Origin of the sequence: Mesorhizobium sp. M1399 (genome assembly GCF_040317735.1) — a bacterium.
Taxonomy (GTDB): Bacteria; Pseudomonadota; Alphaproteobacteria; order Rhizobiales; family Rhizobiaceae; genus Mesorhizobium.
Genome location: NZ_JAMYKZ010000020.1, coordinates 16,174 through 41,894, shown reverse-complemented (window position 1 = coordinate 41,894; position 25,721 = coordinate 16,174). Strand labels below are relative to the sequence as shown.

The 25,721-nt window shown below is 61.7% G+C and carries 24 protein-coding genes, 1 tRNA gene and 1 pseudogene; 17 read left to right on the top strand and 9 right to left on the bottom strand.

From position 1 onward, the window contains the following. The 3 genes and pseudogenes from NKH05_RS27540 to NKH05_RS27530 form a co-directional block, all read left to right on the top strand. Window positions 1–789 carry an ABC transporter permease gene (locus tag NKH05_RS27540; protein WP_352450738.1) on the top strand — a complete coding sequence of 263 codons (789 nt, stop codon included), beginning with the start codon at window positions 1–3 and terminating at the stop codon, window positions 787–789. Window positions 790–856: 67 nt separating this feature from the next. After that, window positions 857–1,819 (top strand): LysR family transcriptional regulator, encoded by a 963-nt coding sequence (locus tag NKH05_RS27535; RefSeq protein WP_352516375.1) that lies wholly within the window; start codon window positions 857–859, stop codon window positions 1,817–1,819. 8 nt (window positions 1,820–1,827) lie between these two features. After that, window positions 1,828–2,090, top strand: a pseudogene (locus NKH05_RS27530) (hypothetical protein); the annotation flags it as partial. A 111-nt stretch (window positions 2,091–2,201) separates the two neighbouring features. On the opposite strand, the gene NKH05_RS27525 reads toward NKH05_RS27530, so the two are convergent. Beyond that, window positions 2,202–2,435: a hypothetical protein gene (locus NKH05_RS27525; RefSeq protein ID WP_352491482.1), complete on the bottom strand. Its 234-nt coding sequence runs from the start codon at window positions 2,433–2,435 to the stop codon at window positions 2,202–2,204. Between the two features lie 556 nt (window positions 2,436–2,991). Here NKH05_RS27525 and NKH05_RS27520 point away from each other — a divergent pair. The 4 genes from NKH05_RS27520 (at window position 2,992) to NKH05_RS27505 (ending at window position 9,119) form a co-directional block, all read left to right on the top strand. Next, on the top strand, window positions 2,992–3,783 hold the full coding sequence (locus NKH05_RS27520) for a M10 family metallopeptidase C-terminal domain-containing protein (RefSeq protein ID WP_352491483.1): 792 nt from the start codon (window positions 2,992–2,994) through the stop codon (window positions 3,781–3,783). 384 nt (window positions 3,784–4,167) lie between these two features. Continuing rightward, on the top strand, window positions 4,168–5,940 hold the full coding sequence (locus tag NKH05_RS27515) for a type I secretion system permease/ATPase (protein WP_352491525.1): 1,773 nt from the start codon (window positions 4,168–4,170) through the stop codon (window positions 5,938–5,940). Next, window positions 5,918–7,231 (top strand): HlyD family type I secretion periplasmic adaptor subunit, encoded by a 1,314-nt coding sequence (locus tag NKH05_RS27510; protein ID WP_352491484.1) that lies wholly within the window; start codon window positions 5,918–5,920, stop codon window positions 7,229–7,231. Before NKH05_RS27515 ends, NKH05_RS27510 begins: the two co-directional genes overlap by 23 nt. Before the next feature lie 670 nt (window positions 7,232–7,901). Beyond that, complete coding sequence (locus NKH05_RS27505; RefSeq protein ID WP_353026497.1) at window positions 7,902–9,119, top strand: tyrosine-type recombinase/integrase; 1,218 nt, start codon at window positions 7,902–7,904, stop codon at window positions 9,117–9,119. 21 nt (window positions 9,120–9,140) lie between these two features. Here NKH05_RS27505 and NKH05_RS27500 read toward each other — a convergent pair. Next, window positions 9,141–9,216: transfer RNA gene (locus NKH05_RS27500), tRNA-Ile, on the bottom strand. A gap of 171 nt (window positions 9,217–9,387) precedes the next feature. Here NKH05_RS27500 and NKH05_RS27495 point away from each other — a divergent pair. After that, window positions 9,388–10,095, top strand: a complete 708-nt coding sequence (locus NKH05_RS27495; RefSeq protein WP_352494952.1) for an SIMPL domain-containing protein — start codon at window positions 9,388–9,390, stop codon at window positions 10,093–10,095. Between the two features lie 135 nt (window positions 10,096–10,230). On the opposite strand, the gene NKH05_RS27490 is transcribed toward NKH05_RS27495, so the two are convergent. Both NKH05_RS27490 and NKH05_RS27485 read right to left on the bottom strand, forming a co-directional pair. Beyond that, window positions 10,231–10,590: a hypothetical protein gene (locus NKH05_RS27490; protein ID WP_023719320.1), complete on the bottom strand. Its 360-nt coding sequence runs from the start codon at window positions 10,588–10,590 to the stop codon at window positions 10,231–10,233. A 247-nt stretch (window positions 10,591–10,837) separates the two neighbouring features. Beyond that, on the bottom strand, window positions 10,838–11,284 hold the full coding sequence (locus NKH05_RS27485) for a YcgN family cysteine cluster protein (RefSeq protein WP_023719321.1): 447 nt from the start codon (window positions 11,282–11,284) through the stop codon (window positions 10,838–10,840). A gap of 224 nt (window positions 11,285–11,508) precedes the next feature. On the opposite strand from NKH05_RS27485, the gene NKH05_RS33200 reads away from it, so the two are divergent. Further along, on the top strand, window positions 11,509–13,707 hold the full coding sequence (locus NKH05_RS33200; protein ID WP_502913273.1) for an OmpA family protein: 2,199 nt from the start codon (window positions 11,509–11,511) through the stop codon (window positions 13,705–13,707). 237 nt (window positions 13,708–13,944) lie between these two features. Next, window positions 13,945–14,460: a TIGR00645 family protein gene (locus tag NKH05_RS27470; protein WP_353026493.1), complete on the top strand. Its 516-nt coding sequence runs from the start codon at window positions 13,945–13,947 to the stop codon at window positions 14,458–14,460. 54 nt (window positions 14,461–14,514) lie between these two features. On the opposite strand, the gene NKH05_RS27465 is transcribed toward NKH05_RS27470, so the two are convergent. Beyond that, window positions 14,515–15,381: an SDR family oxidoreductase gene (locus NKH05_RS27465; protein WP_023719324.1), complete on the bottom strand. Its 867-nt coding sequence runs from the start codon at window positions 15,379–15,381 to the stop codon at window positions 14,515–14,517. A gap of 198 nt (window positions 15,382–15,579) precedes the next feature. Between NKH05_RS27465 and NKH05_RS27460 the strand changes: the two genes are divergently transcribed. After that, window positions 15,580–15,846: a type II toxin-antitoxin system VapB family antitoxin gene (locus tag NKH05_RS27460; RefSeq protein ID WP_023719325.1), complete on the top strand. Its 267-nt coding sequence runs from the start codon at window positions 15,580–15,582 to the stop codon at window positions 15,844–15,846. Further along, complete coding sequence (locus NKH05_RS27455; RefSeq protein WP_023719326.1) at window positions 15,843–16,232, top strand: type II toxin-antitoxin system VapC family toxin; 390 nt, start codon at window positions 15,843–15,845, stop codon at window positions 16,230–16,232. Before NKH05_RS27460 ends, NKH05_RS27455 begins: the two co-directional genes overlap by 4 nt. Window positions 16,233–16,239: 7 nt before the next feature. Here the strand turns inward: NKH05_RS27455 and NKH05_RS27450 are convergent, their stop codons facing one another. Both NKH05_RS27450 and NKH05_RS27445 read right to left on the bottom strand, forming a co-directional pair. After that, the gene (locus tag NKH05_RS27450; RefSeq protein ID WP_023719327.1) at window positions 16,240–16,872 is read right to left on the bottom strand and encodes a helix-turn-helix transcriptional regulator; all 633 of its coding nucleotides are present in this window, start codon (window positions 16,870–16,872) and stop codon (window positions 16,240–16,242) included. 7 nt (window positions 16,873–16,879) lie between these two features. Continuing rightward, complete coding sequence (locus NKH05_RS27445; RefSeq protein ID WP_023719328.1) at window positions 16,880–17,752, bottom strand: S1C family serine protease; 873 nt, start codon at window positions 17,750–17,752, stop codon at window positions 16,880–16,882. Between the two features lie 175 nt (window positions 17,753–17,927). Between NKH05_RS27445 and NKH05_RS27440 the strand changes: the two genes are divergently transcribed. Continuing rightward, window positions 17,928–18,878, top strand: coding sequence for a S1C family serine protease (locus NKH05_RS27440; RefSeq protein ID WP_023719329.1), 951 nt, complete (start codon window positions 17,928–17,930; stop codon window positions 18,876–18,878). Here the strand turns inward: NKH05_RS27440 and NKH05_RS27435 are convergent. After that, window positions 18,875–19,300 (bottom strand): VOC family protein, encoded by a 426-nt coding sequence (locus tag NKH05_RS27435; RefSeq protein WP_352483190.1) that lies wholly within the window; start codon window positions 19,298–19,300, stop codon window positions 18,875–18,877. The two genes, NKH05_RS27440 and NKH05_RS27435, sit on opposite strands and share 4 nt — an antisense overlap. Window positions 19,301–19,366: 66 nt before the next feature. Between NKH05_RS27435 and NKH05_RS27430 the strand changes: the two genes are divergently transcribed. Beyond that, window positions 19,367–19,966, top strand: coding sequence for a TetR/AcrR family transcriptional regulator (locus NKH05_RS27430; RefSeq protein WP_023719331.1), 600 nt, complete (start codon window positions 19,367–19,369; stop codon window positions 19,964–19,966). Here NKH05_RS27430 and NKH05_RS27425 read toward each other — a convergent pair. After that, entirely contained in the window at window positions 19,926–20,882 is a 957-nt protein-coding gene (locus NKH05_RS27425) for a LysR family transcriptional regulator (protein ID WP_352639934.1), read from the bottom strand. The two genes, NKH05_RS27430 and NKH05_RS27425, sit on opposite strands and share 41 nt — an antisense overlap. 109 nt (window positions 20,883–20,991) lie before the next feature. Here NKH05_RS27425 and NKH05_RS27420 point away from each other — a divergent pair, with 109 nt between their 5' ends. Genes NKH05_RS27420 through NKH05_RS27410 form a run of 3 tightly spaced genes read left to right on the top strand, consistent with a single transcriptional unit; the run spans window position 20,992 to window position 25,721 of the window. Continuing rightward, on the top strand, window positions 20,992–21,636 hold the full coding sequence (locus tag NKH05_RS27420; protein WP_352494946.1) for an FMN-dependent NADH-azoreductase: 645 nt from the start codon (window positions 20,992–20,994) through the stop codon (window positions 21,634–21,636). A 48-nt stretch (window positions 21,637–21,684) separates the two neighbouring features. Beyond that, window positions 21,685–23,148: a 3' terminal RNA ribose 2'-O-methyltransferase Hen1 gene (locus NKH05_RS27415; RefSeq protein WP_353026489.1), complete on the top strand. Its 1,464-nt coding sequence runs from the start codon at window positions 21,685–21,687 to the stop codon at window positions 23,146–23,148. Next, window positions 23,145–25,721, top strand: a complete 2,577-nt coding sequence (locus tag NKH05_RS27410; protein ID WP_352857691.1) for a polynucleotide kinase-phosphatase — start codon at window positions 23,145–23,147, stop codon at window positions 25,719–25,721. The genes NKH05_RS27415 and NKH05_RS27410 overlap by 4 nt, the downstream gene beginning before the upstream one ends.

Below are 25,721 nucleotides of genomic sequence, written 5' to 3'. Positions count from 1 at the left end.
ATGGGCGAACGTTATGCGGCGGCCATGCCCGCCAATGCGTGGAATTGGGTCGCGGTTTGGCGCCGCAACTATCTTGGATGGAAGAAAATCGGGCTTGCATCGGTTCTCGGCAACCTCGCCGATCCGATGATCTATCTGTTCGGTCTCGGCTTTGGCATCGGAACAATGATAGGTCCTGTTGAGGGCACTTCGTACATTGCGTTTCTCGCGGCTGGCATGGTTGCCACAAGCGCGATGGCATCGGCGACTGCTGAAACGGTTTACGGGAGTTTCGGCCGCATGGACAACCAGCGCACCTGGGAAGGAATGCTATGCACTCAGCTGACGCTCGGCGATATCTTACTCGGCGAATTGGCGTGGGCAGCCACCAAGGCCCTGATGGCGGGCACAGCAATCACTATTGTTGCCACCACGCTCGGCTACACATCGTGGCCATCCATCCTCTGCTTGCTGCCAGTCATCGCTCTCAGTGGCCTCGCCTTCGCGAGTCTAGCGATGGTCGTCACGGCGCTTGCGCCCAGTTATGAATATTTCATATTTTATAATACGCTTGTTATAACACCCATGCTGTTCCTTTGCGGCGCGATGTTTCCGGTCAACCAATTGCCCGGCGCTTTTCAGGACGTCGCCTCCTTGTTGCCGCTCGCACATGCAATTGACCTCATTCGTCCGGCGATGCTTGGCCGTCCGGCCGGCAGCATGGGCCTGCATATCGGCGCGCTTTGCATATACACGGTTTTGCCGTTCTTCCTATCGGTTGCTCTATTTCGTCGTCGGCTGATGCGTTGACGCTACTTACCATTCGTAAAATTGATTCTTTGGGCGATACCCATCCACGCGTCGGATAGGTCAATACATGCGTTTTAAGGGACTCGATCTAAATCTCCTGGTTGTGCTGGACGCTTTGATCAGGGAGCGTAAAGTCACCGCCGCGGCCCGCAGTATTAACCTGAGTCAGCCGGCCATGAGCGCCGCCGTCGGTCGGTTACGCGCCTATTTCAGCGATGAGCTATTTACGATGAACGGCCGCGAACTCATTTTGACACCGCGCGCGGAGGGGCTCGCCACAGCAGTCCGGGAGGCATTGCTGCACATCCAGCTGTCGATTATTTCCTGGGACGCCTTTAACCCGGCCCGATCGGATCGTCGCTTCCGCATCATCCTTTCCGATTACCTCACGCTCGTATTTTTTAAGAAGATCGTAAAGCGTGCTGCGCGGGAAGCTCCCGCCGTCCGCTTCGAATGTCTGCTTATTTCCGACGACCCCGAGGAGCTTCTCCGGCGCGGCGACGTTGATTTTCTGATTATGCCGGAAGTATTCATGTCGAAACATCCTCGCGCAGCCCTGTTCGAAGATATGCTCGTATGCGTAGGCTGCGGCACGAACAAGCAGCTGTCAGAGCCACTTACATTCGACCGATACTTGTCGATGGGGCAGGTTGTGCTTAAATTCGGGGACACCCGGCAGCCCTCCATCGAGGAATGGTATTTGCTCGAGAACGGTTTCGAGAGACGTATCGAGGTCGTCGTACAGGGCTTTAGCATGATCCCGCCCCTTCTATCAGGCACCAACCGCATTGGGACAATGCCCTTACGGCTGGCGCAGCATTTCGCAAAATTAACACCCCTGCGGATTGTCGAACTTCCGCCGCCACTTCCTGCCGCATTCACGGAGGCCGTCCAATGGCCTGCGCTTCACAATAATGATCCGGCAAGCCTATGGATGCGGGAAATGATGTTGCAGGAGGCATCTCGTATGATTACCCCGCCTAAGAGCACCGGACGTCTCAGTTGTCGGCCGACGACCCCTCGGTTATGAGAGGAGGCATGGATGGCGATTGGGATTGGGCGATTCCTGCATTGTCGAGAACGATGCAGGGAGAGCAGATCCTTCAGCTTGAAGAGGTGGCAGCGATGCTGCCGCTGCATGAGCTTGGCTGGGGAACCGACGGGCGAACGAATTCGGGTGCGCTCGCAACACGGTGCCTCGGTATCTAAGCGAGGGCGGGACTGTTCCGTTTCGCAAGCCTGTGCGGCCGACCGCGTTTGACGGACTGGACGATTGGCTGCGGGAGCGCTTCTTCCCCCATGGCTCGGGCTAGATGACGATCTCGACCCGCTCCAGATGCGCCGGGAACGCCTTGCGCGGTCGCGCAGCACGTCGCGGCTCGCCTGTCGGTCTTGCGGCCTCGAGCTCGGACTCAATCGCGCCGAGCCCGGTCTGATTTCGAAGGCGAAGGCCTGCTGGGCACGTTCGAGCTTCTCGGAGCTGCGACCGAAGCGGCGCGCTCCAGCTGCTTGACGATCCCATGAAGGTCGGCGATCCTCTCCTGGGCACGCTCGTTGAGTGTCGCCATCCGGACGATCTCGGCCTTGAGTGTTTCGCTCCGGAGTTGTTGCAGTTCGGCCTTCTCCGCCGCCATGGCGACGAACATCGCCTTGAGCGGATCGATTTCCTGGGGACGGGCCGAGCGCTTCTCGTCACTGACGCCGACAGGAGCTTATTTTGCACGGCCTGAGGCCCGCCTTTTGCGCCTGAGTTACTTCGCCACGGCCTATCCGGCCGACGTCGGACGCCGTCTCCGTTCGGCTCAAACGCGCCAGTCCATGCCTTCGACGAGCGCCATCAGTTCGGCGCGGCAAGCCGGATCACGCCGTTCTCCACCCGCGGCCAGCGGAACTTGTCCTCGTCCAGCGCTTACGGTGCGGGTATGCCGGCGTCGAGCAAACAGAGAGAAGTTTGGGGCCGAACTAGGACGGCCCCGTTACGAAGTGTTGTCCTGGTGGTTTGAGTGTCGAATCTTCAGATCGATTGCTTGGGCGACCAGCGTCCCCGCCGCTAACGAGCCCGCAACTGCTCAGCAGAACGGCGAAGTGAACGTGAGTGCATCCATTTCGTAAATGCGTGTCTATCCAAGCAATCGATTTTTCTAATTATCCGATGAGGAATATGAACGCGTCAGGCAGGGTGCATCATTAGGAGTATTTTCGATGGCAAAGATTATCGAGGGTGGCCCGGGTTCCGAAACACTCCTCGGCACCGAGCTTGAAGATTGGATGGAGGGTTTCCAGGGCAATGACTGGATTGACGGTCGTGCCGGCAACGACGAGATCTCGGCTGGCCAGGGCAGTGACCGAGCCATTGGCGGCGAGGGTAACGACCGCATCTTCGGCGGAGATGGCTGGGACGATCTCTCCGGCGACAACGGCCGCTTCAACGCGCGCATCTCCGGTGAGGACAATGACAGGCTCAGCGGCGGTCCCGGCCAGGATGTCCTCTACGTGGGTGACGGCCAGGATACGTTGACCGGGGGCACCGACAATGACACGTTCGTGTTCCAGTTCCACAATCCGGTGCCTGGGGTTGTCGGGTCGAAGTCGGACATTACCACTATCACCGATTTCAACCCGGCGGAGGACAAGTTCGCCTTCGATGCGGTGGGCCTCTACAACGACGGTTTTGGCGCGAACTTCGTCAACAACGCCAGCATACAGTCCGGCTACCCGGTGAGCAGCTTCTACAGTGGTGCGGCCTCGGGTGCGAACGGCGAACACGTCGTGGTGATCACTGGCGAATCTTTCAACTCTGCTTCTGAAGCCGCGAGTGCGATCTCCGGCGAGCACGCCGGCGACATCATTGTCTACCAAAGCAGCTACAGCGACAGAGTCGCAACTCTGGCCTATGTCACCGCCGAGAACAACGGGCATGAGTTCGCCCACCTGGGCGGTGTGGTCACCGTGGCCGACCTAGGCCTGACCGCGTCGGACTTCACCTTCGTTTGATCCAGAAAACCCATACGGAACAGCGCCCCGCCCCCTGGGCGGGCGCTTTCCGTCTCCGCTACTTGCGATGGGCCGGGGCGCCCGGGAGCAGTCGCAGCGTGTACAGCTTGACGAAGCCCTGCACGTCGCGCTGGTCGTACACCGAAATCTCCCTGAACGCGTGGAGGCGGAAGCCTGTTCGGGCCCTTGCGGCCGGCCACGATGACGTTGCCCTTCCAAACCTTCAGCCGGACGGTGTTGTTGTTGACCCGCTCCATTAGATGCCAAACCAAACATATTCGGCGGGAGCACTGATCCTGAATCAGCGAGTCGGTTGCCGCTCGGGGAGCAATATAGGGACTGGGTCGCCAGATCCTCACGGAGACCTACGTGAGTAACCATTCCTTGAAGGATTCAGCTTTGAGACCTTTCCCTCTGACTTCAGCTATTTGGGGAATTCTGTTGATCAGCGGCGTGGTCAACGTGCTTGCGCTGATCTCGCCGCTGTTCATGCTTCAGGTCTACGACCGCGTTCTGGCAAGTGGCAGCGTATCGACGCTAGTGGGGCTCGTCGTGCTTGCTGCAGGGCTTTATGCGTTCCAATGCCTGCTCGACGTTTTGCGCGCCCGCGTGCTGCTGCGGATTGGCGAGCGTTTCGATGAACAGTTTTCCGGACGCGTTCACGATGCGATCGTTCGCCTTCCGCTTTTAACGCGCATGCCGGGCGACGGCTTGCAGCCGCTTCGCGACCTCGACAATATTCGCGGATTCTTAGGTGGAAACGGTCCGACAGCGTTCTTCGATCTGCCATGGATGCTGCTTTATCTTGCCATTTGCTTCCTCCTTCATTTCTGGATCGGCATGACGGCACTTATCGGGGCGATCGGTCTCACATCTCTGACACTTCTTACCAACACTCTCTCGCAACGGCCGATACGCGAGACCATTGCCCACGACATGGTGCGCAATGGCCTACTGCAAGCAGCGCGTTGCAATGCCGAGGTCGTGCAAGCTCTCGGTCTCGGAAAGCGGATCGCTGCCCGATGGCACAAGGCCAATGCCGAGTATCTGGCCGCCAACCGGAAAGCTGGGGACGTGGCAGGTGGGCTGGGTGGCATTGCAAAGTCGTTGCGCGTGCTGCTGCAATCGGCCATTCTTGCCGTCGGCGCGTACCTTGTCATCAGGCAGGAGGCTACGGCCGGGGTCATGATTGCCAGTTCGATCATGATGGGGCGCGCGCTGGCTCCGGTCGATCTGGCCATTTCAAGCTGGAAACCCTTCCTCATGGCGCGCCAGGGTTGGGCGCGGCTGGAGGACCTCCTGGGAAAGGTTCCTGAAACCGCTCCTGTTATGCCAATGCCTGCACCTGAACGCGAACTCCGCCTCGAAGGCGTGACAATCGTTCCGCCCGGCGAAAGGAAGCCGACCGTGACCGGCCTTGCGTTTGCCGTTCAGGCGGGAAGCGCACTCGGGATCATCGGTGCATCGGGTTCGGGCAAGTCGACACTCTCGCGCGCCATCGTCGGCGCATGGACGCCGGTCGCCGGAAAGGTTCGCATCGACAGCGCAAGCCTCGATCAATGGGACCGGGAAGCGCTAGGCCGTCATATCGGCTATTTGCCGCAAGGTGTTGAACTGTTCGACGGCACTATTGCCGAAAACATCGCTCGTTTTGAAGATAATCCTGACCCTGAGGCTATTGTCACCGCGGCGAAAGCAGCGGGCACGCACGAACTGATCCTCCGATTTGAGCACGGCTACGAAACTCCGATTGGTGAGGCCGGATCGGCACTTTCCGCCGGGCAGCGCCAGCGTATCGGTCTTGCCCGTGCTCTTTATCGAGACCCTTTCCTTGTTGTGCTGGATGAACCCAATGCCAATCTCGATGCGGAAGGCGAGGCTGCGGTCGTCAAGGCGATCGCCTCCGTGCGCGGGCGCAAGGGCATTGCGGTTGTCGTCGCCCATCGGCCGAGCGCCATCCGCGCCGTGGATTTTGTGTTGGTCATGGAAGGTGGACGGCAGCGAGCATTCGGTGCGCGTGATGAAGCGCTTTCCAAAGTCTTGAAGAGGGCAGCGATGGCACCAGGCGCTGGCGTCAAGGCCATCGAGTCTACACAGGATAACGTGGGAGAGCGCGCTGACATGGAGGATCCCGGTGGCCGGCATTCATCAGAATAATGACGTTTCCAGCTCCATTCGCCGGCACCTGGTGGCGGGCCTTCTGGCGAGCGTGATCTTTGTTGGAGGAGCCGGAGCCTGGGCGGCCTTCACGAATCTCTCCGGTGCGGTTGTCGCGTCCGGACACTTTGTCGTCGATTCCTATGTGAAGAAGGTGCAGCACCCGACCGGCGGGGTGGTGGGAGAAATCCTGGTGAGCGAAGGTGATAAAGTAAAAGCCGGCGACATCCTCATGCGGCTCGACGCCACCCAGACGCGCGCCACTCTCGCTGTAGTCACCAAGCGGCTCGATGAGCTGGCCGCCAACCTGGCACGACTCGAAGCTGAGCGTGACGATCTGGCGGAGATCGCCTTCCCGGACTGGCTGCTCGCCCGCAGAGATGTTCCGGACGTAGCTTCGGCAGTACATGGCGAGACGCGGCTGTTCGAATTCCGCAGACAATCCCGCGACGGAAGGCAGGCGCAGCTAGCGGAACGCATCACTCAATATGAGCACGAGATCGAGGGGCTCAAGGCGCAGGAAATCGCTTCTGAGAAAAGCACCGAGATTCTCCAAAAGGAAATTGCTGCCCTGAGTGGGCTGCGCGACCAAGGCATTGTCTCGGACCAACGCTTGAACAGCCTGAAGACGCAGGTTGCCACTTTCGGCGGCGAACGCGGTGAGAAGATTGCACATCAGGCACAGACGGCAGCCCGCATAGCCGAAACGCGCCTCCAGATCCTGCAGATCGATCCGGATTTCAAGATGGAAGTCGGCCAGGAGCTCAGAGAGGTTCAGGCGCAGGTTGGGGAGTATGTTGAGCGCAAGGTGGCGGCTGAACAGGAACTGCGACGGATCGATATTGTCGCGCCGCAGTCAGGCGCCATTCAACAACTCGCAGTTCATACGGTCGGAGGAGTGATCACGCCCGCCGATCCGATTATGCTAATCGTGCCGGAAGGCGACGATCTTGCGCTTGAAGCACGAATCACCCCGAAGGACATCGACCAAATCCAGCTTGGTCACAAGGCCGTGCTGCGGATGTCAGCCTTCAATCTGAGGACCACGCCGGTATTGAACGGATATGTCAGCCGGATCGCAGCCGATCTGGCGACGGACGAAAAAAACGGCGTTTCGTATTACCTGGTGCGTCTGTCGGTTCCGCATGCGGAACTGACGAAGCTCAAGGACCTGACGCTCGTGCCCGGCATGCCGGCCGAAGCGATGATCCAGACGGGCGAGCGTACGGCGCTTTCTTATTTTGTGAAGCCGCTGTCGGACCAAATCAGTCGCGCATTCCATGAGGAATGAAAGTAATCCACAGAAATATTTTGTTTGTATTCTTGTTGGTTGTTACGCATGCATGAGAGTCATAACCGTTTGAAAACACAGCCATGCTTTCCTCAGTTGGATTCCGCCTCTGACTCAGATTCGTGGTTCCGCGGTCATTTTGCCCTTCCAAGTCGCCGACCATTCAGTTCTTGGCCTCGAGCGCATTAAGATACCCATCATCGTACACAAAGGCTGGAAAAGAGTCCGGTGTCTTGAGCGATCCTAGGTCTGGAGACCTAGGGTGAGCCTGCAAGCACAGGGCCAGGAAATGATTGAGCGTCTGCAATATTCGGACAGGTGCATAAAAAGACAGGCAGGCGCCAAAGACGCGCTTTCAACGCACTAAACCGATGCTGCGCACCCCGAGCGTCTTGCCGCCCTCGCTCCCGCCGGTAGGAATCAATCGCGAGCAGGCTGCGACGTTCATCGGCGTAAGCTCAACGACCTTTGATGAAATGGTCCAGGACGGCCGGATGCCGCAGCCACGAATGCCGAGCAAGGGGCGCATTGTTTGGGACGTCGAGGAACTTGTATTGGCGTTTCGAAAGCTCCCTCACCGCCAAATCGGAGGAGCACCAAAGCTTGACGAAGATACGCCGCCACTAGACAATCCTTGGGATCGAAAACCACGAACATGACGGATGAGCCCGTGAAGGTCGATCTTAAGGGCGTAGTGAAGGACACTGATCGCCACGGCAATTATCGGTACTATTTTCGCGCACCGGGTCGGAAGAAGGTCCGGCTCCGTGAACCGACCGGCAGCGACGAGTTCCTCGAGGAACTGCGGTGCGCGCGCGCCGAGGTCACTTATGTTCGGCCCGGCACTCTTCCCGAGATTTGCCGGCGCCTCCCCAAGCCTTCCGAGCCAGCGAAGAAAGGCACGTTGCTGTGGCTTTGCCAGGAGTATTACCGTCGGGGCGGCACGGAAATCACCCAAGACACTATGGCGCGCCGACGAGCAATTCTGGAGCGCGTATGCGAATTACCTCATCCCCTCGAAGGTGACCCGGATCCTCAGTATCCCACCAAGGGATCTCTGCCATTCGCCGGTATGAAACGGTCTCATGTTAAGGAGATCAGGGACACCAGGCTCGACGCCCTTGGCGCGGCAAACAATATCGTAAAAGCCATCAGCGCGATGTTTGAGTGGGCAAAGGACACAGAGATTCCGGGCGTCGACTCCAATCCCGCCCGCGGCATCAGACGGCTAAAGAGCGGCGACGGCTGGCACCCATGGGACGTGTCGGAGATCGTTCAATATGAGAAGCGGCATCCGCTGGGTACCGCAGCCAGACGTGCGCTCTCGATTTTCATGTTTACTGGCCTGCGGTTGTCCGACGTCGCGATCTTCGGTCGACAGCACATCACGCTCGTCTACAACGAGGAGACCGAGCAGTGGGAGAAGTGGATCAGAATTAAGCCTGGGAAGACCAGTCGTAACAAGGATGCGGTGTTGGTGGAGCTCCCGCTTCTGCCCGAACTAGAGGCGGAACTTGAGCACACGCCCTCCGACCAGATGACCTTCCTGGTCAATGAGTATGGTCGCCCGTTCTCGGAGAACGGTCTGGGCAACAAGATGCGCCAGTGGTGTGATCAAGCTGAGCTGCCGCACTGCAGTGCTCATGGAATTCGCAAGGCCGGCGCGACGATCGCCGCTGAGAACGGCGCGACGCACGAGCAGCTGAAGGCGATATATGGGTGGACTACGTACCAGCAGCCCGACCACTACATCAAGAAAGCGCGTCGCCGGAAGGTAGCGAGAGCGGCGAAATACCTGCTGGTTATCGATCGAAAAGAGAACAAAATTGTCCCACTTTCTGAGGGGGTTGAAAGAGGTGGGACAAAAATCGCCAAAAAATCCAATTAAGTCAACGGCCACAAAAGCCAATGGTGGGCCCGGAGGGACTCGAACCCCCAACCAAGCGGTTATGAGCCGCCGGCTCTAACCATTGAGCTACAGGCCCCACGGCGTTGGATTAGTGTTTTTCCCTGAACCGCACAAGGCTTTCAGAGCGGCTTTCCGAGGGGGCTGGCCGAGACCGCCCAAATCAGCCCATATTGATAACCTATTGCACGTCCCCCATTGGAGCCGCTCGACACTCGGCAGTCTTGGGATCGCAGATCGAGGAGATTTCATGACCAGACGTATTTTGCCACTGGCGATTGCCGCCGCAATCGCATTTCCGGCGATCGCCGGCGCCGCCGATTCGCCGCCGCCGCGCATCGTCGTCACCGGCGAAGGCGAGGCGGCGATAGCACCCGATCTGGCTCTGCTGACGCTCAGCGTCATGCGCGAGGCCAAGACGGCGCGTGCCGCGCTCGATGCCAATAACGACGCCATGGCCGCGGTGATCGCGGCAATGAAATCGTCCGGCATCAAGGAGCGCGACCTGCAGACCGCGGGCATCCAGATCAACCCGCGCTATAACTACACCAACAAGCCCGACGGCAGCCAGGAGGCCGAACTTGTCGCCTATCAGGTGACCAACACGCTTTCGGTGCGCATCCGCGACATCGACAAGACCGGCGACATTCTCGACAAGGCGGTGTCGCTCGGCGTCAACCAGGGCGGCGGCATCTCCTTCTCCAACGACGATCCGGCGGCAGCCGTCACTGAAGCGCGCAAGAAGGCCGTCGCCAATGCCATGGCCAAGGCCAAGACGCTGGCCGAAGCGGCCGGCGTCGGCATCGGCCGGGTTCTGGAAATCACCGACCAGAATTTCGCACCGCCGCCGATGCCAATCGACGCCAAGGCTTTCGATGCGGCCGGCGCATCGGTCCCCGTGCAGGCCGGCGAGAATTCCTATACCGCGCAGGTGACGGTGACTTTCGAACTGAAGTGATCGTCGATCGCAGCGTATGAAAAACCCCGGAGGACCGATCCTCCGGGGTTTTCGAGCCGCACCTTTCCGTCCTGGCGGAAAGAGGCTCCGCTACTTTACCGGCTGAAAGACGCCGGCCGCAAAGCTTCGACGGGCTTAGCGATAGATAATCGGACAACCGCGCTCGTTGGCGAATACGATCACCACGCGGTCGCCGTACTGGCGGCCAGCGACCTTGACCGTGCGGCGGTTGATGTCGACGATGCGGGCGCGACGCAGGCCCATACGTTCGGCCTTGTCGAGGGCACGCTCCGGCGAACAGGAGCGGCGCCAGTTGCGCTCACGGCGGTGTTCGCGATAGTAACCATCATCTTCGTCGCCGGTATAGACGCCGACGCGCGGATCTTGGTTGTTGCCGAAACCGAGATAGATACTGTCTGCATGGGCTGGGATGGCAGCAAGCGTGCCAAGGCCGACAAGAGCCGAAAGAGCCGCCGTCTTGATGGTGTTGAACATTGTCTTCTCTCCTTGTTTGAGGGTTTCCACCCGTTTTCGTCGAACCGATGGGAGGAGAATGCACCCGCCTGTCTGAATTTTTTGCGAACCGGCCGTTCATCTCCGGTTCATGCGGCAGAACCGGGATAGTCTCTCGCTTCCGGAACCGGTGCTATGGACGGCGGTCCTACATAGGGTGGACCGGCATGGGCGGATAGGCAACGTCCGTTTTGCTGTCGGTTCTGGGTCCTCGATTCCGGAGTAAATCCTAAGGCTCGTCTGCAAGCATATGGTCGAAATAATCCTCCGGCTCGGCAAGCTCCGTCTCGCTGGCGCTGACCCGGCCGCGCATCGAGATGCCGGCCTCGTGCACAGTCTCGTCGCTTCCCGACACCAGCCTGTGCCACCAATAGAGATCGCGGCCCTCGGCAACCAACCGGTAAGCGCAGGTCTTGGGCAGCCAGCTGATGGTGCGCACATTCTGCGGCGTCAGCCCGACGCAATCCGGAACACGCGCCAGCCGGTTGGTATAATCGGAGCAGCGGCAGCTTCCAGCGTCGAACAGCCGGCAGCCGACGCTGGTCCAGTAGATATCTCCGGTGTCCTCGTCTTCGAGTTTGGACAGGCAGCATTTGCCACAGCCGTCGCAGAGCGATTCCCACTCGGCCGGGGTCATCGCCTCCAGCGTCTTGGTTTTCCAGAACGGCTTTTCCATCGTCGGCATGTGGACCTCGGAGGCGTCAAGGTCAAGCGCAGCAACCCATGCACCCTCGTCCGAACAATACGCCGGGACCATACGCCAAGACCATACGAATGACATGAAGTCGCCTTCAAAACGCCGGTCAATCGCCCTGTGCCACCGCTAAGACCTACAAACAGGAACCAAACATGGTTGCTGAAAGTTTGGGCAGGGATGGGACGCCACAAGGAGTGTTTATGATGAAACGCCAACCACGGATTCTGGCAGGCACGGCGCTTGGCCTGTTGATGGCGTCCGCGCCGTTAGGCGCGTTCCCGCTGCAAGGCAGCGCCGCATTCGGCCCTGCTCGGAACAGCGCAGTGCTTATCCCGGCGCAGTCGAATTGCGCCGAAGGCGAGTCGGCCGAAGCCTGTGCCCAAGGCGGGCAGGCGGAGCCGGAACAGAAGCCCGGCAAGAGGCGCGAACGGCAGGAGCGAACCGAAGCACCCGCCGAACAATCGGGCGAGTCCGAGCAAAAGCCGCGCCGGAACAAGCGCGAGCAGCAACAGACCGAATCCGCGCCCGCCGAACAACTCGCGCCCTCGGGCGGAGAGGAGCAGGGCAATCAACGCAGGAAAAAGAGGCAGCAACAGCAGATCGAAGCCGAACAGCCGGCCGAGCAGGCTGCACCCGTGAATGACGATCAGCAGATCAAGCCGCGCAGGAAGAAGCGCGACCAGCAACAGCGGGAAGCCGCACCTGCTGAACAGCCGGCCGAGCAAGCTGCGCCCGCGAGCGACGATCAGCAGCAGCTCAAGCCGCGCAGGAAGAAGCGCGACCAGCAACAGCAGGAAGCCGCACCTGCTGAACAGCCGGCCGAGCAGGCTGCGCCCGCGAACGACGTTCAGCAGCAGCTCAAGCCGCGCAGGAAGAAGCGCGACCAGCAACAGCAGGAAGCCGCACCTGCTGAACAGCCGGCCGAGCAGGTTGCCCCTGCAAACGACAACGAGCAGGGCAATCCGCGCAAGAGGAAGAATAAGCAGGACCAGCAGGCGGCGCCGGCTCTCCCACAGGCCGAGCCACTTCCAACCGACAAGCAAGCCGCTCCTGCTCAAGCCGAACAGCCCCAGGACCAGGCGAAGAAACGCGGCAAGAAGCCCGTTGGGGAAGAGCCGGTGACAGGCGAACAGCAGCCCGCAACCGGTGAGCAACCCGCCACCGGCGAACAGGCAGCACCCGCCGAGGGTGGGCCCCCTGCTTCGGGCGAAGCCGCGGCCAACCCGAACGAGGCGCCCATACTGGACAGTCAGAAGGATGTCAGGCGCAGGCACGGCAAGGACCAAGGCGGCCAAAACGCGGGTCGCCAAAATGGCGGCAAAACGGGTGGTCAGGAAGGCAACCAGCCCGTCGAGGAGAACGGCAACCAGGCGGAAGTCTCGAAACCGGCTCCGGTCGACCAGGGGCCGCCCCCGACCGACGACCGGGCAGCGCAGCAGGAGATCAAACCTGAAAAGATCGCTCCCGTGACCGAGGAAAAAGGCAAGCGCGTCGAGCGCTCAGCCGATTTCGAGGATGTTCGTCGTCGTCGGCGCCCGCAAGGCACCAATGTCCTCAGGGAATTCGGCGACCGCGTCATCCTCCAGTTCAACAACCAGACGTTCGTCGAAAGCAGCGACGCCCCGCGTATGCACCGCGGCGCCAGGAATGTCTATTATGAGGACCTGTCGGGCGATCGCACCCGGGAAATCGTGGAGCGTGACAACGGTTTCCGGATCGTCACCATCCGCAACCGCTACGGCGACGTGATCCAGCGTTCACGCATCGCGCCTGACGGACGCGAATATGTGCTGAGCTATGTCGACGAGCGGAACTATGACGATGATGCAGACTGGCGCGACCCGGGCGACGACCTGCCGCCGATGCGCCTTACCATCCCGCAAGAGGAATACATTCTGGATTCCGAAGAGGTCGAGGATCCGGACGACTACTACACCTTCCTCGAACGACCGCCGGTGGAGAAGGTCCAGCGCCTCTATTCGATCGACGAGGTCAAACGCTCGGCCCGCGTGCGCGACATTGCCCGCCGCATCGACCTCGATACGCTCAACTTCGAATTCGGTTCGGCTTCGATTTCCGACACCGAGGTCCAGAAGCTGGAGGGTGTTGCCAACGCCATGGACAAGCTGCTGAAGAAAAACCCGGCCGAGACCTTCCTGATCGAAGGCCACACGGATGCAGTCGGCAAGCCGGAAGCGAACCTTGCATTGTCCGACCGCCGCGCCGAGGCAGTCGCCGAAGCCTTGACCAATGCCTTCGGCATCCCGCCGGAGAACCTGACGACACAGGGCTATGGCGAGGAGTATCTCAAGGTAGACACGTCGGGACCCAACCGTGAGAACCGCCGCGTCGCCATCCGCCGCATCACCTCGCTGGTGGCGCCGGTGGCCAGCGCCCAATAAGCGGAATGTGAACCGCGCGATCCGATCAACCATTGAATCGCGCGGTCACCAATCTTGAAACGCGAGGTCACCAATCCCAAATTTTGGAAAGGGCGTCCCTGCCCCGTCCCGACTCCAGCGGGACACACGAGCCCCGCCGGTTCCCCTCCCCGGCGGGGTTTCGTTTTTTAGAACCTTGCAAACCGCCGCAGCCTGCCCGAAATACGGCACTCCGACAACGGAGCCCGGAATCGCCGCATGAAGCGCCTCGAACTCGCCATCGAATCGATCATTCTCGCCTCGCGCTGGCTGCTGGTCGTCTTCTATCTCGGACTGGGCGCGGCGCTTGCCATCTATGCCGTGTCCTTCGGCAAGAAGCTGTTCGAGTTCGTCTCCGTGGCCTTCACGCTCGACGACACCGATACCATCCTGAAGATCCTCGGCCTCATCGACGCCGCGCTGGTCGCCTCACTGGTGGTGATGGTGATCATCTCGGGCTACGAAAACTTCGTAAGCCGCTTCGATGAAAATGACGGCAAGGTGCATTGGCTGGGCACGATCGATGTCGGCTCGCTGAAGGTCAAGGTCGCCTCGACAATCGTCGCCATCTCCTCGATCCACCTCTTGCAGGTTTTCCTGAACTCGGTCTCCTACACGACCGACCAGCTGATGTGGCTGACCATCATTCATCTGGCCTTCGTTCTGTCGGCACTGATGCTTGCCTATATCGACCGGCTGATGGGTCTTGCCAAAGCCAAGAAAGCCGAAGGCTGAGCACGCGTCTGTGCCGGTCTTTAAGAGATACGCCTGTCAGCTAGATGCTTTCCGTCAGTAAATACCTTTGATTTTGGTATCAGTCCGCTCGAACACCTCGTCCGGCACAAAAAAGTCGCCGGCGAGCGGGCCTGTCGCGCCCGGCGCATAGGCTGAGAAATCGCTGACGCCTTCGGCGCGCAGCACTTCTTCGTCGATGTAGAAATTACCGGTTGCCCCGCGCGACGGCCTGACCAGGATGGCGTGTGCGGCATCGGCCATGATGTCGGGCGAACGGCTCATCGCCGCCACCGTCGCCCCGCCCAGGAGGTTGCGCACCGCCGCCGTGTCGATGGTCGAGATCGGCCAGAGCGAATTGACCGCAATGCCATCCCTGGCGAACTCGGCGCTCATGCCCAGCGTGCACATCGACATGCCGAACTTCGCCATCGTGTAGGCGACATGGTTCTTGAACCACTTGGCCTTCATGTCGAGCGGCGGCGCCAGATTCAAAATGTGAGGATTTTCCGCCAACCTCAAGTGTGGAATGCACATTTTGGAGACGAGAAAAGTACCGCGCGTGTTGATCTGGTGCATCAGGTCGTAGCGTTTCATGTCGGTCTCCAGCGTGCCGGTGAGTTGGATGGCGCTGGCATTGTTGATGCAGATATCGATGCCGCCGAACGTCTCCACGGTCTTGGCGATGGCTTCGGCGACCTGCGCTTCATCGCGGATGTCGCACAGCGCCGGCAGCGCCTTGCCGCCGGCCCGCTCGATCTCTTGCGCCGCTGTGTAGATCGTCCCCGGCAGCTTCGGATGCGGCTCGGCGGTCTTGGCCGCGATCGTCACATTGGCGCCGTCGCGCGCGGCGCGCAGCGCAATCGCCAGCCCGATGCCGCGTGACCCGCCAGACATGAACAGCGTCTTTCCCTTGAGCGACATCCTCGCCCCTCCCTGTGCTACTCTCTTTTCTATCATCTTTTCTCCTTGCGATCCTTGCCTGCACCGCCGGCGGATACAAGCGCCCTTAACCCGCAGCGGTGGTGTGACGCTACGGAGGGTCGTGGATTTCGCGGGAGCGCGCGTTGAATCTGTCGGGCAAGTTGGTATATATTCTATACGAAAAGGGAGAATATATAAATGGCCTTATCGATCAAGAATATGGCGGTCGAGCAACTGGCACGTGAGCTCGCCCGCCGGCGCCAGGTATCGGTGACGGAGGCCATCCGTCAAAGCCTCGAGCGCGAGGTTGCGCGCGAGCGGCTTGTGCCGCGCGACGAGACCGGTGACCTTTTTCAACGTCTGATGGCGATTGCGGAACGAGCTGCACGAATACCGGAGCGCAAAGACGCGATGAGCGACGATGAAATTCTCGGTTATGACGAACTGGGTATCCCGACGCGATGATCATCGATTCCTCGGCGCTGGTCGCCATTTTACGCACGGAGCCGGGCTACGACCGCTTCGTTTTGGCGATCACCCAGGCTGAAAGACGTTTGCTTCCGGCACCGACACTGCTTGAAACGACAATGGTGCTCGTCGGCCGCTGGCAGGACCAGATTATCGATCGCTTCGAAACTTTTTTGCGCACCGCCTCGATCGAGACGATCCCCTTCACGGCCGACCACGCCGCGGTCGCTCGTCAGGCGTTCCTGCGCTATGGCAAGGGCCGGCATCCGGCCGCCCTCAACTTCGGCGACTGCATTGCCTATGCTGCGGCACGTATCGAAGCCATGCCGTTGCTGTTCAAGGGTGACGATTTCCGGCTGACCGACATCGAACCGGCTGTTTGATCCACGGCTAGACCAGCACCAGGCCCTGCCGCATGGCGATGGCGATCGCATCGGTGCGGTTGGCGGCACCGAGCTTCGTCAGGATCGCTGCGACGTGGAATTTCGCCGTATGCACGGAGATGTTCAGCCGCCGCGCGATGACCTTGTTGGGCGCGCCTTCGGCGAGCAGTGCCAGCACCTCGCTTTCGCGCGGCGAAAGCGTCGGCCGGACGATTTGCTCGTTACTCGGTTCCTCGTCGAACCGGTCGCTGTCATGAAAGGTAAAATCGTGCCCGTCTGACAGAGCGTGGCTGTCACGCGAAATCCGGTAGCCAGCCGCCGCCAGCCGCGCCGCAGCGGCGATCAGCACGTCGTCCGCTGCCACCGGCAGCACGGCAAACACTGTATCGGCCGGCCGCTCCCCGGCCGCTCGCGACGATAGCAGCACTCGAGGCATAGCGGCGTCGACGAGCCCGCCTTGCACCCCATGATCATCGACGATGGCGACATCCGCCGCCCAACGCCCGTCGACTTCGCCCGCCAGAAAAGGCTGCAGGTCATCGGTCGCAGCGAGAGCCGCGGACAGACTTCGCGCGCGCTCGACGTCACGGAGCACGATCAGCACCGTCAGCCGTCTGCCAGCGACCTCACCGCTTACCATCTATCCCTCAGCTCAGTGGTTTTTCACCGATGGTCAGTGAGACCTCACGGTTCTCGCCGCCGCGCACCACGCCGAGTGTCACCAAGGCACCAGCGCTGTCCGGCCCGAGCTTGCGGATCAGCTCGCGCGGGCCATGCACCGTCTCTGCGTTCCACGATACGATGATGTCGCCGAGACTGAGACCGGCGGCTTTCGCCGGGCCGCTATCGTCAAGGCTCATCACCATGGCGCCCTGTGTATCACCATTGCGGACCGGATGCAGGCCGGCACCAAGATAGCCCCTCGCCACATGACCCTTCTCGCGCAGCGTCGTGACTGCCCGCTCGATCGTTTCGTAAGGCATGACCAGCGCCCGCCGGCGTGGCCCGAACAGCAGCATGCCGATCAGTCCGCCCTTGGCGTCGAGCACAGGGCCGCCCTCGAAACGGCCGCCGGCATTGACGGCAAGGTTGATGCGCCGGTCGATCGTGCCGCCGCGCATTGAACGCCAGGCCGGGCCGACCTCGCCGACCGTGCCGAAGGTAGCGAGCGAGGTGCCGTCGCTATTGCCCGCGACGATCGCCAGATTGCCCGGCCGCACTGCATCCGCCTTCACCAGGGACGGCACGCTTGGTGCGCCGGTGGGTTTCAAAACGGCCGTGCCGGTGGACGGGTCGCGGCCGACCAGCTCGGCCTTGACGGTTTCGCCCGAAGGAAACGTCAGCTCGATCTCCTCGCCGGCCTCGACCGCCTCCTCGGCAGTGACGAAATAGCCGTCCTGCCAGTGGAAAGCGGTAGACGTGCGGTGGTGGTGCGTCGCGAAGCTGGCCGTCGCTGGAGCCGCGGCTGCGGCGATGTCGGCAATGGCGTCGGAAAATGTGCTCAGATTGAAATCGCTCATGACTTGTCTCCTGGGTTCCTCGTGACCCAGATATCGCCCGGCAGGGCGTTGGCGGATACTCGCCTGACGGCTAGTTGGGCGTTTGACTGGCCATCTGGTCAGGTCGCGGCCGGTCCGGCCGCTCCGCACATATAGGCATTGTTCATCTTGTTCCAAAAGCTACGGAGCCCCGCAGATGGCCCTGCCCGCCCAGCAATTGCAATATGACGATGCCCTTCTCGATGCCTATTCGGCGACGGTCGCCGATGCCGTCGACCGCATCGGGCCCGCCGTCTGCCGCATCGAGCGTGTCGGTGGCCCGGGCGGCCATGGCTCAGGCTTCGTCATCGCGCCGGACGGGCTGGTCGTCACCAACTTCCACGTCGTCGGCGATGCGCGCAGTGTGCGCGTGTCGATGCCGGACGGCGCCTCCAGGGAAGGCCGCGTGCTCGGCCGCGACCCCGACACCGACATTGCGCTGGTGCGCGCCGACGGCAACTTTGCCGACGTTGCGCCGCTTGGCGATTCCAAGCGTTTGAGGCGCGGCCAGATTGCAATTGCCATCGGCAACCCGCTCGGCTTCGAATGGACCGTCACCACCGGCGTCGTCTCGGCGCTCGGCCGCTCGATGCGTGCCTCCACCGGCCGGCTGATCGACGACGTCATCCAGACTGACGCCGCGCTCAACCCCGGCAATTCCGGCGGACCGCTGGTGTCCTCGGCCGGCGAGGTGATCGGCGTCAACACCGCGATGATCCACGGAGCGCAAGGCATCGCGTTCGCGGTTGCCTCCAACACCGCCAATTTCGTCATCTCGGAGATCATCCGCTTCGGCCGCGTGCGCCGCGCCTTCATCGGCGTTTCCGCCGACACCACCAACCTGCCGCGCCGCGCAGCACTCTTGTCGCAAGTGTCGAGCAGCACGGCGGTGCGCCTGCGCAGCGTCGAGAAGAACAGCCCGGCGGACAAGGCCGGCCTCAGGGAAGGCGACATTATTGCCGCCATCGACGGCCGCCCGGTCACCGGCGTCGACGATCTTGTGCGCATGCTCGACGCCGAGCGCATCGGCCGCGAGACACTGTGCACGGTGGTGCGCCGCTCCGGCATTGCCCAGGTCACGGTGATGCCGTTGGCGAGGGCAAGCTAGCTCGCTGCAGCACCCTGCGCATATTGCGCCAGGAATTCCGGGCTCGGCGGGATCGGCCTGATCACGTCGATCAGCACGCCGTTGGGATCCTTGGTGATGAAATGGCGCTGGCCGAAGGGTTCGTCGCGCAGCGTTAGCAGGATCGGCAGGCCGGCGGCGGTGATCCGCTCATAGACGGCATCCGGGTCCCTGACCTCGAAATTGATCAGCACGCCAGACGCGCGGCCCCGCCCCTCCTCCGGGATCGTCTCATGATCGCCCTGGACGATGCCGAGGTTGACGCGGCGATCTTCGGCTGAGCGCAGATGGATGTACCAGTCGGCCTCGAACAGCGGCTTGAAGCCGAAATGCGCGACATAAAAGGCTGCAGTGCCGGCAACATCGCCCGTCATCAGCACCGGATAATAGCTCGTCGTCCTCATCTTTCCTTCTCCCGGCGAACAACATACAATCTGCATGTAAATGTAACTAACATACAGGCTGAATGTATGCAACAGCGATCCGCTCGCCGCTCCAACCGTGATCGCACCGAAGCGACACGCGCCGAGCTCATCGCCGCGGCGCGAAAACTGTTCACCGAAAAATCCTATGCCGAGACCAGCACACCCGAGATCGTCGCCGCTGCCGGCGTAACGCGCGGCGCGCTTTATCATCACTTTGCAGACAAGCAGGCGCTGTTTGCCGCTGTGGTCGAACAGGAGGCGCAAGCCGTGGCGGAAGAGATCGAACGCGCGTCGCCGCCTTCGCTATTTGCCCGCGATGCGCTGATTGCCGGCTCGGATGCCTATCTGGCTGCCATGCGCGCCCCCGGCCGAACTCGGCTCTTGCTGCTTGATGGCCCCGCCGTGCTCGGCCGCGCCGCCATGGATGCGATCGACAATCGCCATGGCAACCGTTCGCTGCGTGAGGGCCTTGTTGCCGCGATGCGCTCGCACTCTATGACGAGATTGCCTGTGGAAGCTCTGACCGCTTTGCTCGCCGCTGCCTTCGACCGCGCAGCGCTCGCCATTGAAGCTGGAGCATCGATCGAGGACTATCGCGCCGTTCTCATCGCGCTGATCGACGGTCTGTCTCCGGCTCCTCCTTAGGCACCTCACCCGGCTCGAATTCGTTGAAACAACCAAGCTGGCGCTTGAACTGATCGATCAGCCAGGCGGCCGCCGGTTTCGGGCTGCGATCGGCGCGGTGCATGGCATAAAGCGGCGAGCGGACTTCGCTGTAAGGCTCGAGATCGAGTTCGACGAGCCGGCCGTTCGCCAGATCATCGGCAATCAGCCATCGCGGCAGCCCGCCCCAGCCCAGCCCCTCGCGCATCAGCACGTGCTTGGTGCGCACATCCGTCAGCCGCCAAGTGCGGTAGGCGAAGACGCCATAGTCGCGCCCGCGCGTACGCTCGGACTGGTCCGAGACGACCAGTTGGATGTGTTCGCGGACATCCTCCAGCGCCACTGGTCTGGGCAGCAGCGCCAGCGGGTGATCAGGCGCTGCGGCCGGCACCAGGGAGAAGAAACCGATGCGCAGCAGATTCACGTCCGCCTCGCCCAGAAGCCCTCCGATGCCGAGATCGGCCTGTCCGCCGACAACATGATCGAGGATAAGGCCAAGCGAGCCGATATGCAGACGCAGTGTCACGGCCGGAAACTGCACCTCGAATGCCTTTAGCACCCGAACCAGCACCGGCGACGGTAGCGTCACGTCGACCGACAGCGCAACTTCCGCCTCCAATCCCTGCCGATATCCGTCGATACGCGAGCGGATGCGTTGCAGCACGCCGACCATGCGCCGCGCATCTTCCAGCGTCGCCTTGCCGACATCGGTCAGTTGCGGCTCACGCGTGCCCTCACGCTCAAACAGCTTCAGCCCAAGCTGCGCTTCGAGGTTGGCAATGGCGTAGCTGATGACCGACTGCGCGCGGTTGAGCTTACGGCCGGCAGCCGAGAAGGAACCGGTGTCGGCCACCGCAACCAGGATCTGCAGTTGGTCAAGCGTCGGGTTGGGCTGCATCTTTCAATCCACAATTTAGATGGATCATATACAAAATATACCAGTTTTTCAAATGGGTCTGCGCACACATATTTGCCGGGAGATTTTAATCCAACCTTGGAGAGTCACCATGTCCATCCTTCTTGTCACATCCAGCCCACGCGGCGCCGCCTCGCACTCGACCCGTGTCGCCAACGAACTCGCCGACAAACTGCTTGCCGCCGATCCTTCGGCCAAGCTTGTCGCCCGCGACCTCGTCGCCAACCCGCTGCCGCATATCGACCCCGACTATTCGACCGGCATCTATACGCCGGCCGAAGCGCGCACCCAGCGCCAGGCTGAGGTCGTCGGCGTTTCCGATACTGTACTGGACGAGCTGTTTGCGGCCGACACCGTCATTCTCGCCACCGGCTTCATCAACTTCAACATCTCGTCGACGCTGAAATCCTGGGTCGACCACGTCGCCCGCTCCGGCAAAACCTTTGCTTATAGCGATGCTGGCCCGAAAGGCCTCGTCACCGGCAAGAAGGTCTATATCGTGCTGGCTTCGGGCGGTATCTATTCCGAAGGTGCGGCCGTGCAGTTCGATCACGCCATTCCCTACCTGCGCAGCGTGCTCGGCTTTCTCGGCATGACCGATGTCGAGGTCATCCGCATCGAAGGAGTCGGCATGGGCGCCGATGCGGTAGCAGCAGCGCTGGCCAAAGCCTCGACCAAGGTCGACGCCATTGTGGCCGCGACCGGAAGCGCCGAGCGCGTCGCCGCCGCGGCGTAAAGCCAGCATCGTTTGAATTGAACAAGGGTAGGCGCTCGGTGCCTGCCCTTGCTGTCGTTGGCGACAACCTATTGTGGTGGGCCAACAACTGCCATTGGTTATTCCGCTTGTCTGCGCTATCGGTCGCGGATGTTCCTGTCCGTTGCCACAACGCACCGTCCGGCCACCGATCTCGGTTTCCTGCTGCACAAGCATCCCGATCGTTTGCACGAGACCGACCTCTCCTTTGGCAAAGGGTGGCTATTCTATCCCGAAGCGACCGAAGAGCGTTGCGAGGCAGCAGTCCTGCTCGATGTCGACCCGATAGGGCTAGTGCGCGGCAAGGGGCGGGCGGAAGGCTTGCTGGACCAATATGTGAACGACCGGCCTTACGCGGCATCGTCTTTCCTGTCCGTGGCGCTAAACAAAATGCTGCGGACGGCGATGACCGGAATGTCAAAGGAGCGCCAGGAACTGGCTAGCGGCGAACTGCCGCTGGAGGCAGTCGTGACTCCACTGCCGATGCGCGGCGGTGAGGCTCTGGTTCGAAGCCTGTTCGAACCCTTGGGCTGGACAGTCGATCTGACGCCAATCGAGGGAATCGGGTCTGGTGCAGGCGAGTCCCGGTACGGCCATCTGAAGCTGACCGGCACGGGCCGGCTCAGCGCCTTGTTGAACCACCTCTACGTGCTGATCCCGGTGATGGACGATGCCAAGCATTATTGGGTCGGCGAAGCAGAGGTCGACAAGCTGCTGTCCAAGGGAGAGGGCTGGCTGGAAAAACATCCCGCCAAGGACCTGATAGTTCGCCGATACTTGCGCAACCGCGGTGCCTTGGCCCGCATCGCTCTGGAACGACTGGTTCCTGAAACGGCCAGGGAGACTTTGCCGCCCGAACTGCGTGTCACACCTGAGGAAGCGCTGGAGACGCCGATCCGGCTCAACGATCTGCGCATGGAAGCTGTTGTCCGAGCCATCCAGGCAACGGGTGCAACCACGGTTGCGGACCTGGGATGCGGCGAAGGCAAGCTACTTTATCGGCTCGTGCGCGAGCGATGGGTCCATAAGCTGTTCGGGTTGGATCCAGCGGCACGCGAACTGGAATGGGCTGCAAAGCGTCTCAAGCTGAACGAGTTTGGCGGGCCGCCGGAGGGCCGGGTTACGCTGCTGCACGGATCTCTGACATACCGGGACGGCCGCTGGGCGGCAGCCGACGTCGCCGTGCTGGTCGAGGTCATCGAGCATCTCGACGAGGACAGGCTGCCCCTGGTCGAACGCATCGTTTTCGGCGAGACGGCGCCTAAATCCGTCATCGTGACCACTCCGAACGCGGACTACAACGCTCTGTTTCCCAGATTGGCCCCTGGCGCATTTCGCCATCCCGATCACCGTTTCGAATGGAGCCGGGCTCAGTTCGAAACCTGGGCGGCCAAAATCGGTGAGATCTATGGCTATGCAGCCACCTTCAGCGGTATCGGAGCCCAGGATTCTACCCTCGGCGCGCCCACGCAGATGGCGGTGTTCACCCGATGAGAGAACTGGACAAGACCGATCTCGCCATTCCTGACTTTGCCCTCGTCGTGCTGATCGGCTCGACCGGATCGGGCAAGTCGACTTTCGCGGCCAGGCATTTTCTGCCGACCGAGATCATCTCCTCGGATCAGTGCCGGGCGCTGGTCTCCGACGATGAGACCGACCAGGACGTCTCTGCAGATGCCTTCGATCTGGTGCGCGAAATAGCCGGCAAGCGGCTTAAACACCGCAGGCTGGCCGTCATCGACGCCACCAACGTGCGAGCCGCCGACCGCAAGGCCTGGATTGAGCTGGCGCGCAAGTGGCACGCTTTGCCCGTCGCCGTGGTCCTCGATCCAGGCGTCGAGGTGTGCGTCGCACGCAATGCGGTGCGAGCCGACCGGCCGGTCGGCGCCGGGGTCGCCCAGCGCATGACAACCGAGATCCGCAAGGGTCTTGGCGGCCTGCAACGCGAGGGCTTCCGCCAGGTCTGGACGCTTACCAGCGAGGCCAGCATCGACGCGGCCGAGGTGTCGCGGCAGCCGCTATGGACCGACAAGCGCGACGACCACGGCCCGTTCGATATCATTGGCGACATCCACGGCTGTTCGGATGAACTTCAGATGCTGCTCGCTCGACTGGGCTACAGCGTCGCCTGGTCTGAACATCAGGGCGACCGAACGGCCACTGTGATCCCGCCGCAGGGCCGCAAGATCGTCTTTGTCGGCGACCTCGTCGATCGCGGCCCCAACTCGCCCGACGTACTGCGCATCGCCATGAGCATGGTCGCGGCCGGGACCGCCTATTGTGTCCAGGGCAACCATGAACGCAAACTCGGCAGCTGGCTGGAAGGTCGCAAGGTCACGGTCGCCCACGGCCTCGAGCAGACGATAGACCAGTTGAACACGCAGGACCGCGGCCTGCGAGAGGCGCTGCCGGCCTTTCTCGACGGCCTGCGCAGCCACGTCTGGCTGGACGGCGGACACCTCGCCGTCGCCCACGCCGGTCTCAAGGAGGAAATGATCGGACGCGGCTCCGGCGCCGTGCGCGAGTTCGCTCTGTACGGCGAGACCACAGGCGAGACTGACGAGTTCGGGCTGCCCGTCCGCGCGGACTGGGCCGCAGCCTACCGTGGCAAGACAGCCGTAATTTATGGACATACGCCAACGCTGTCGGCCGAGTGGGTCAACAACACCCTGTGTATCGACACTGGATGCGTGTTCGGCGGCAAGCTGACGGCCTTACGCTGGCCGGAACGCGAACTGGTAGAGGTGCCGGCAATCCAGACATGGTCGGAGCCGATACGTCCGCTGGGCGGGTCCTGTCTGGGCAAATCGGCACAGGCCGACGCCGACGGCGTGCTCGATTACCAGGATGTCTCCGGTCGCCGCTGGATCGAGACCGGGCTGAGGGGCCGGATTGAGGTGGCCGAGGAGAACGCCTCGGCGGCACTGGAAGTGATGAGCCGCTTCGCGCTGTCGCCGCAATGGCTGATCTATCTGCCGCCGACCATGTCGCCGTCCGAGACCAGCAGCCAACACGGCTGGCTGGAACGTCCGGAAGATGCCTTCGCTTATTTCCGCGAACGCGACGTCGCCCAGGTCGTGTGCGAGGAAAAGCATATGGGTTCGCGGGCGGTGGTCGCGCTGTGCCGGAACGCGCAGGCGGCGCGCAGCCGCTTCGGGATCCCGGGCGACGAGACCGGCGCAATCTGGACCCGCACCGGACGTTCCTTTTTCAACGACGGCACCATGACGGAAGGCCTGCTCGCTCGTCTCCGGGTCGAGGTCGACGCGGCGGATCTGTGGACGGAATTGAACAGCGACTGGCTGCTGCTGGACACCGAGATAATGCCTTGGTCGGCAAAGGCCGGCAGCCTGATCGAAAGCCAGTATGCGCCGGTGGCGACATCCTCAGCCGCCGGTTTCAAGGTCAGCCGCGAGGCGCTAGCCCGTGCGATGGCGCGCGGCGTCGATGCGGCCGGCCTGAACGCACGCCTTGAAGACCGGGCCGCCCGTGCGGCTAAATACGCCACGGCCTGGGCGCCTTACGTGTGGCCGGTCTCCGGCGTCGACGACCTTAAGGTCGCGCCTTTCCACCTGCTCGCCAGCGAGGGACGTGTTTGGTTTGACCAGGATCATGTCTGGCACATGTCGCTCGCGGACCGTCTGGCTGCCCATGTTGGCGTGGTCACGCCGACCCGATGGCGTACGGTTGATCTGGCCGACGGCAGCGCGTGTGCGGAGGCTATTGCCTGGTGGGAGGCGCTGACTGGCTCGGGCGGCGAAGGCATGGTGGTCAAACCACGCGACTTCGTCAGCCGTGGCAAGAAGGGACTCATCCAGCCGGCGCTGAAGGTCCGCGGCCCGGAATATTTGCGCATCATCTATGGTCCCGAATATGACGCGCCGGACAATCTCATCCGCCTGCGAGAACGCGGCCTGAGCGGCAAGCGCAGCCTGGCACTCAGGGAGTTCGCGCTCGGTCACGAGGCGCTGACGCGATTTGTCGCCAAGCAGCCGCTACGCCGCGTTCACGAGTGTGTCTTCGCCGTGCTGGCGCTGGAAAGCGAGCCAATCGACCCAAGGCTGTAA

Excerpts from the sequence above, each read along its gene's own strand:
- NKH05_RS27540 (WP_352450738.1), top strand. The coding sequence starts at position 1 with ATGGGCGAACGTTATGCGGCGGCCATGCCCGCCAATGCGTGGAATTGG.
- NKH05_RS27535 (WP_352516375.1), top strand. The coding sequence starts at position 857 with ATGCGTTTTAAGGGACTCGATCTAAATCTCCTGGTTGTGCTGGACGCT.
- NKH05_RS27525 (WP_352491482.1), bottom strand. The coding sequence starts at position 2,435 with ATGTTCGTCGCCATGGCGGCGGAGAAGGCCGAACTGCAACAACTCCGG.
- NKH05_RS27520 (WP_352491483.1), top strand. The coding sequence starts at position 2,992 with ATGGCAAAGATTATCGAGGGTGGCCCGGGTTCCGAAACACTCCTCGGC.
- NKH05_RS27495 (WP_352494952.1), top strand. The coding sequence starts at position 9,388 with ATGACCAGACGTATTTTGCCACTGGCGATTGCCGCCGCAATCGCATTT.
- NKH05_RS27490 (WP_023719320.1), bottom strand. The coding sequence starts at position 10,590 with ATGTTCAACACCATCAAGACGGCGGCTCTTTCGGCTCTTGTCGGCCTT.
- NKH05_RS27485 (WP_023719321.1), bottom strand. The coding sequence starts at position 11,284 with ATGGAAAAGCCGTTCTGGAAAACCAAGACGCTGGAGGCGATGACCCCG.
- NKH05_RS33200 (WP_502913273.1), top strand. The coding sequence starts at position 11,509 with ATGAAACGCCAACCACGGATTCTGGCAGGCACGGCGCTTGGCCTGTTG.
- NKH05_RS27470 (WP_353026493.1), top strand. The coding sequence starts at position 13,945 with ATGAAGCGCCTCGAACTCGCCATCGAATCGATCATTCTCGCCTCGCGC.
- NKH05_RS27465 (WP_023719324.1), bottom strand. The coding sequence starts at position 15,381 with ATGTCGCTCAAGGGAAAGACGCTGTTCATGTCTGGCGGGTCACGCGGC.
- NKH05_RS27460 (WP_023719325.1), top strand. The coding sequence starts at position 15,580 with ATGGCCTTATCGATCAAGAATATGGCGGTCGAGCAACTGGCACGTGAG.
- NKH05_RS27455 (WP_023719326.1), top strand. The coding sequence starts at position 15,843 with ATGATCATCGATTCCTCGGCGCTGGTCGCCATTTTACGCACGGAGCCG.
- NKH05_RS27450 (WP_023719327.1), bottom strand. The coding sequence starts at position 16,872 with ATGGTAAGCGGTGAGGTCGCTGGCAGACGGCTGACGGTGCTGATCGTG.
- NKH05_RS27445 (WP_023719328.1), bottom strand. The coding sequence starts at position 17,752 with ATGAGCGATTTCAATCTGAGCACATTTTCCGACGCCATTGCCGACATC.
- NKH05_RS27440 (WP_023719329.1), top strand. The coding sequence starts at position 17,928 with ATGGCCCTGCCCGCCCAGCAATTGCAATATGACGATGCCCTTCTCGAT.
- NKH05_RS27435 (WP_352483190.1), bottom strand. The coding sequence starts at position 19,300 with ATGAGGACGACGAGCTATTATCCGGTGCTGATGACGGGCGATGTTGCC.
- NKH05_RS27430 (WP_023719331.1), top strand. The coding sequence starts at position 19,367 with ATGCAACAGCGATCCGCTCGCCGCTCCAACCGTGATCGCACCGAAGCG.
- NKH05_RS27425 (WP_352639934.1), bottom strand. The coding sequence starts at position 20,882 with ATGCAGCCCAACCCGACGCTTGACCAACTGCAGATCCTGGTTGCGGTG.
- NKH05_RS27420 (WP_352494946.1), top strand. The coding sequence starts at position 20,992 with ATGTCCATCCTTCTTGTCACATCCAGCCCACGCGGCGCCGCCTCGCAC.
- NKH05_RS27410 (WP_352857691.1), top strand. The coding sequence starts at position 23,145 with ATGAGAGAACTGGACAAGACCGATCTCGCCATTCCTGACTTTGCCCTC.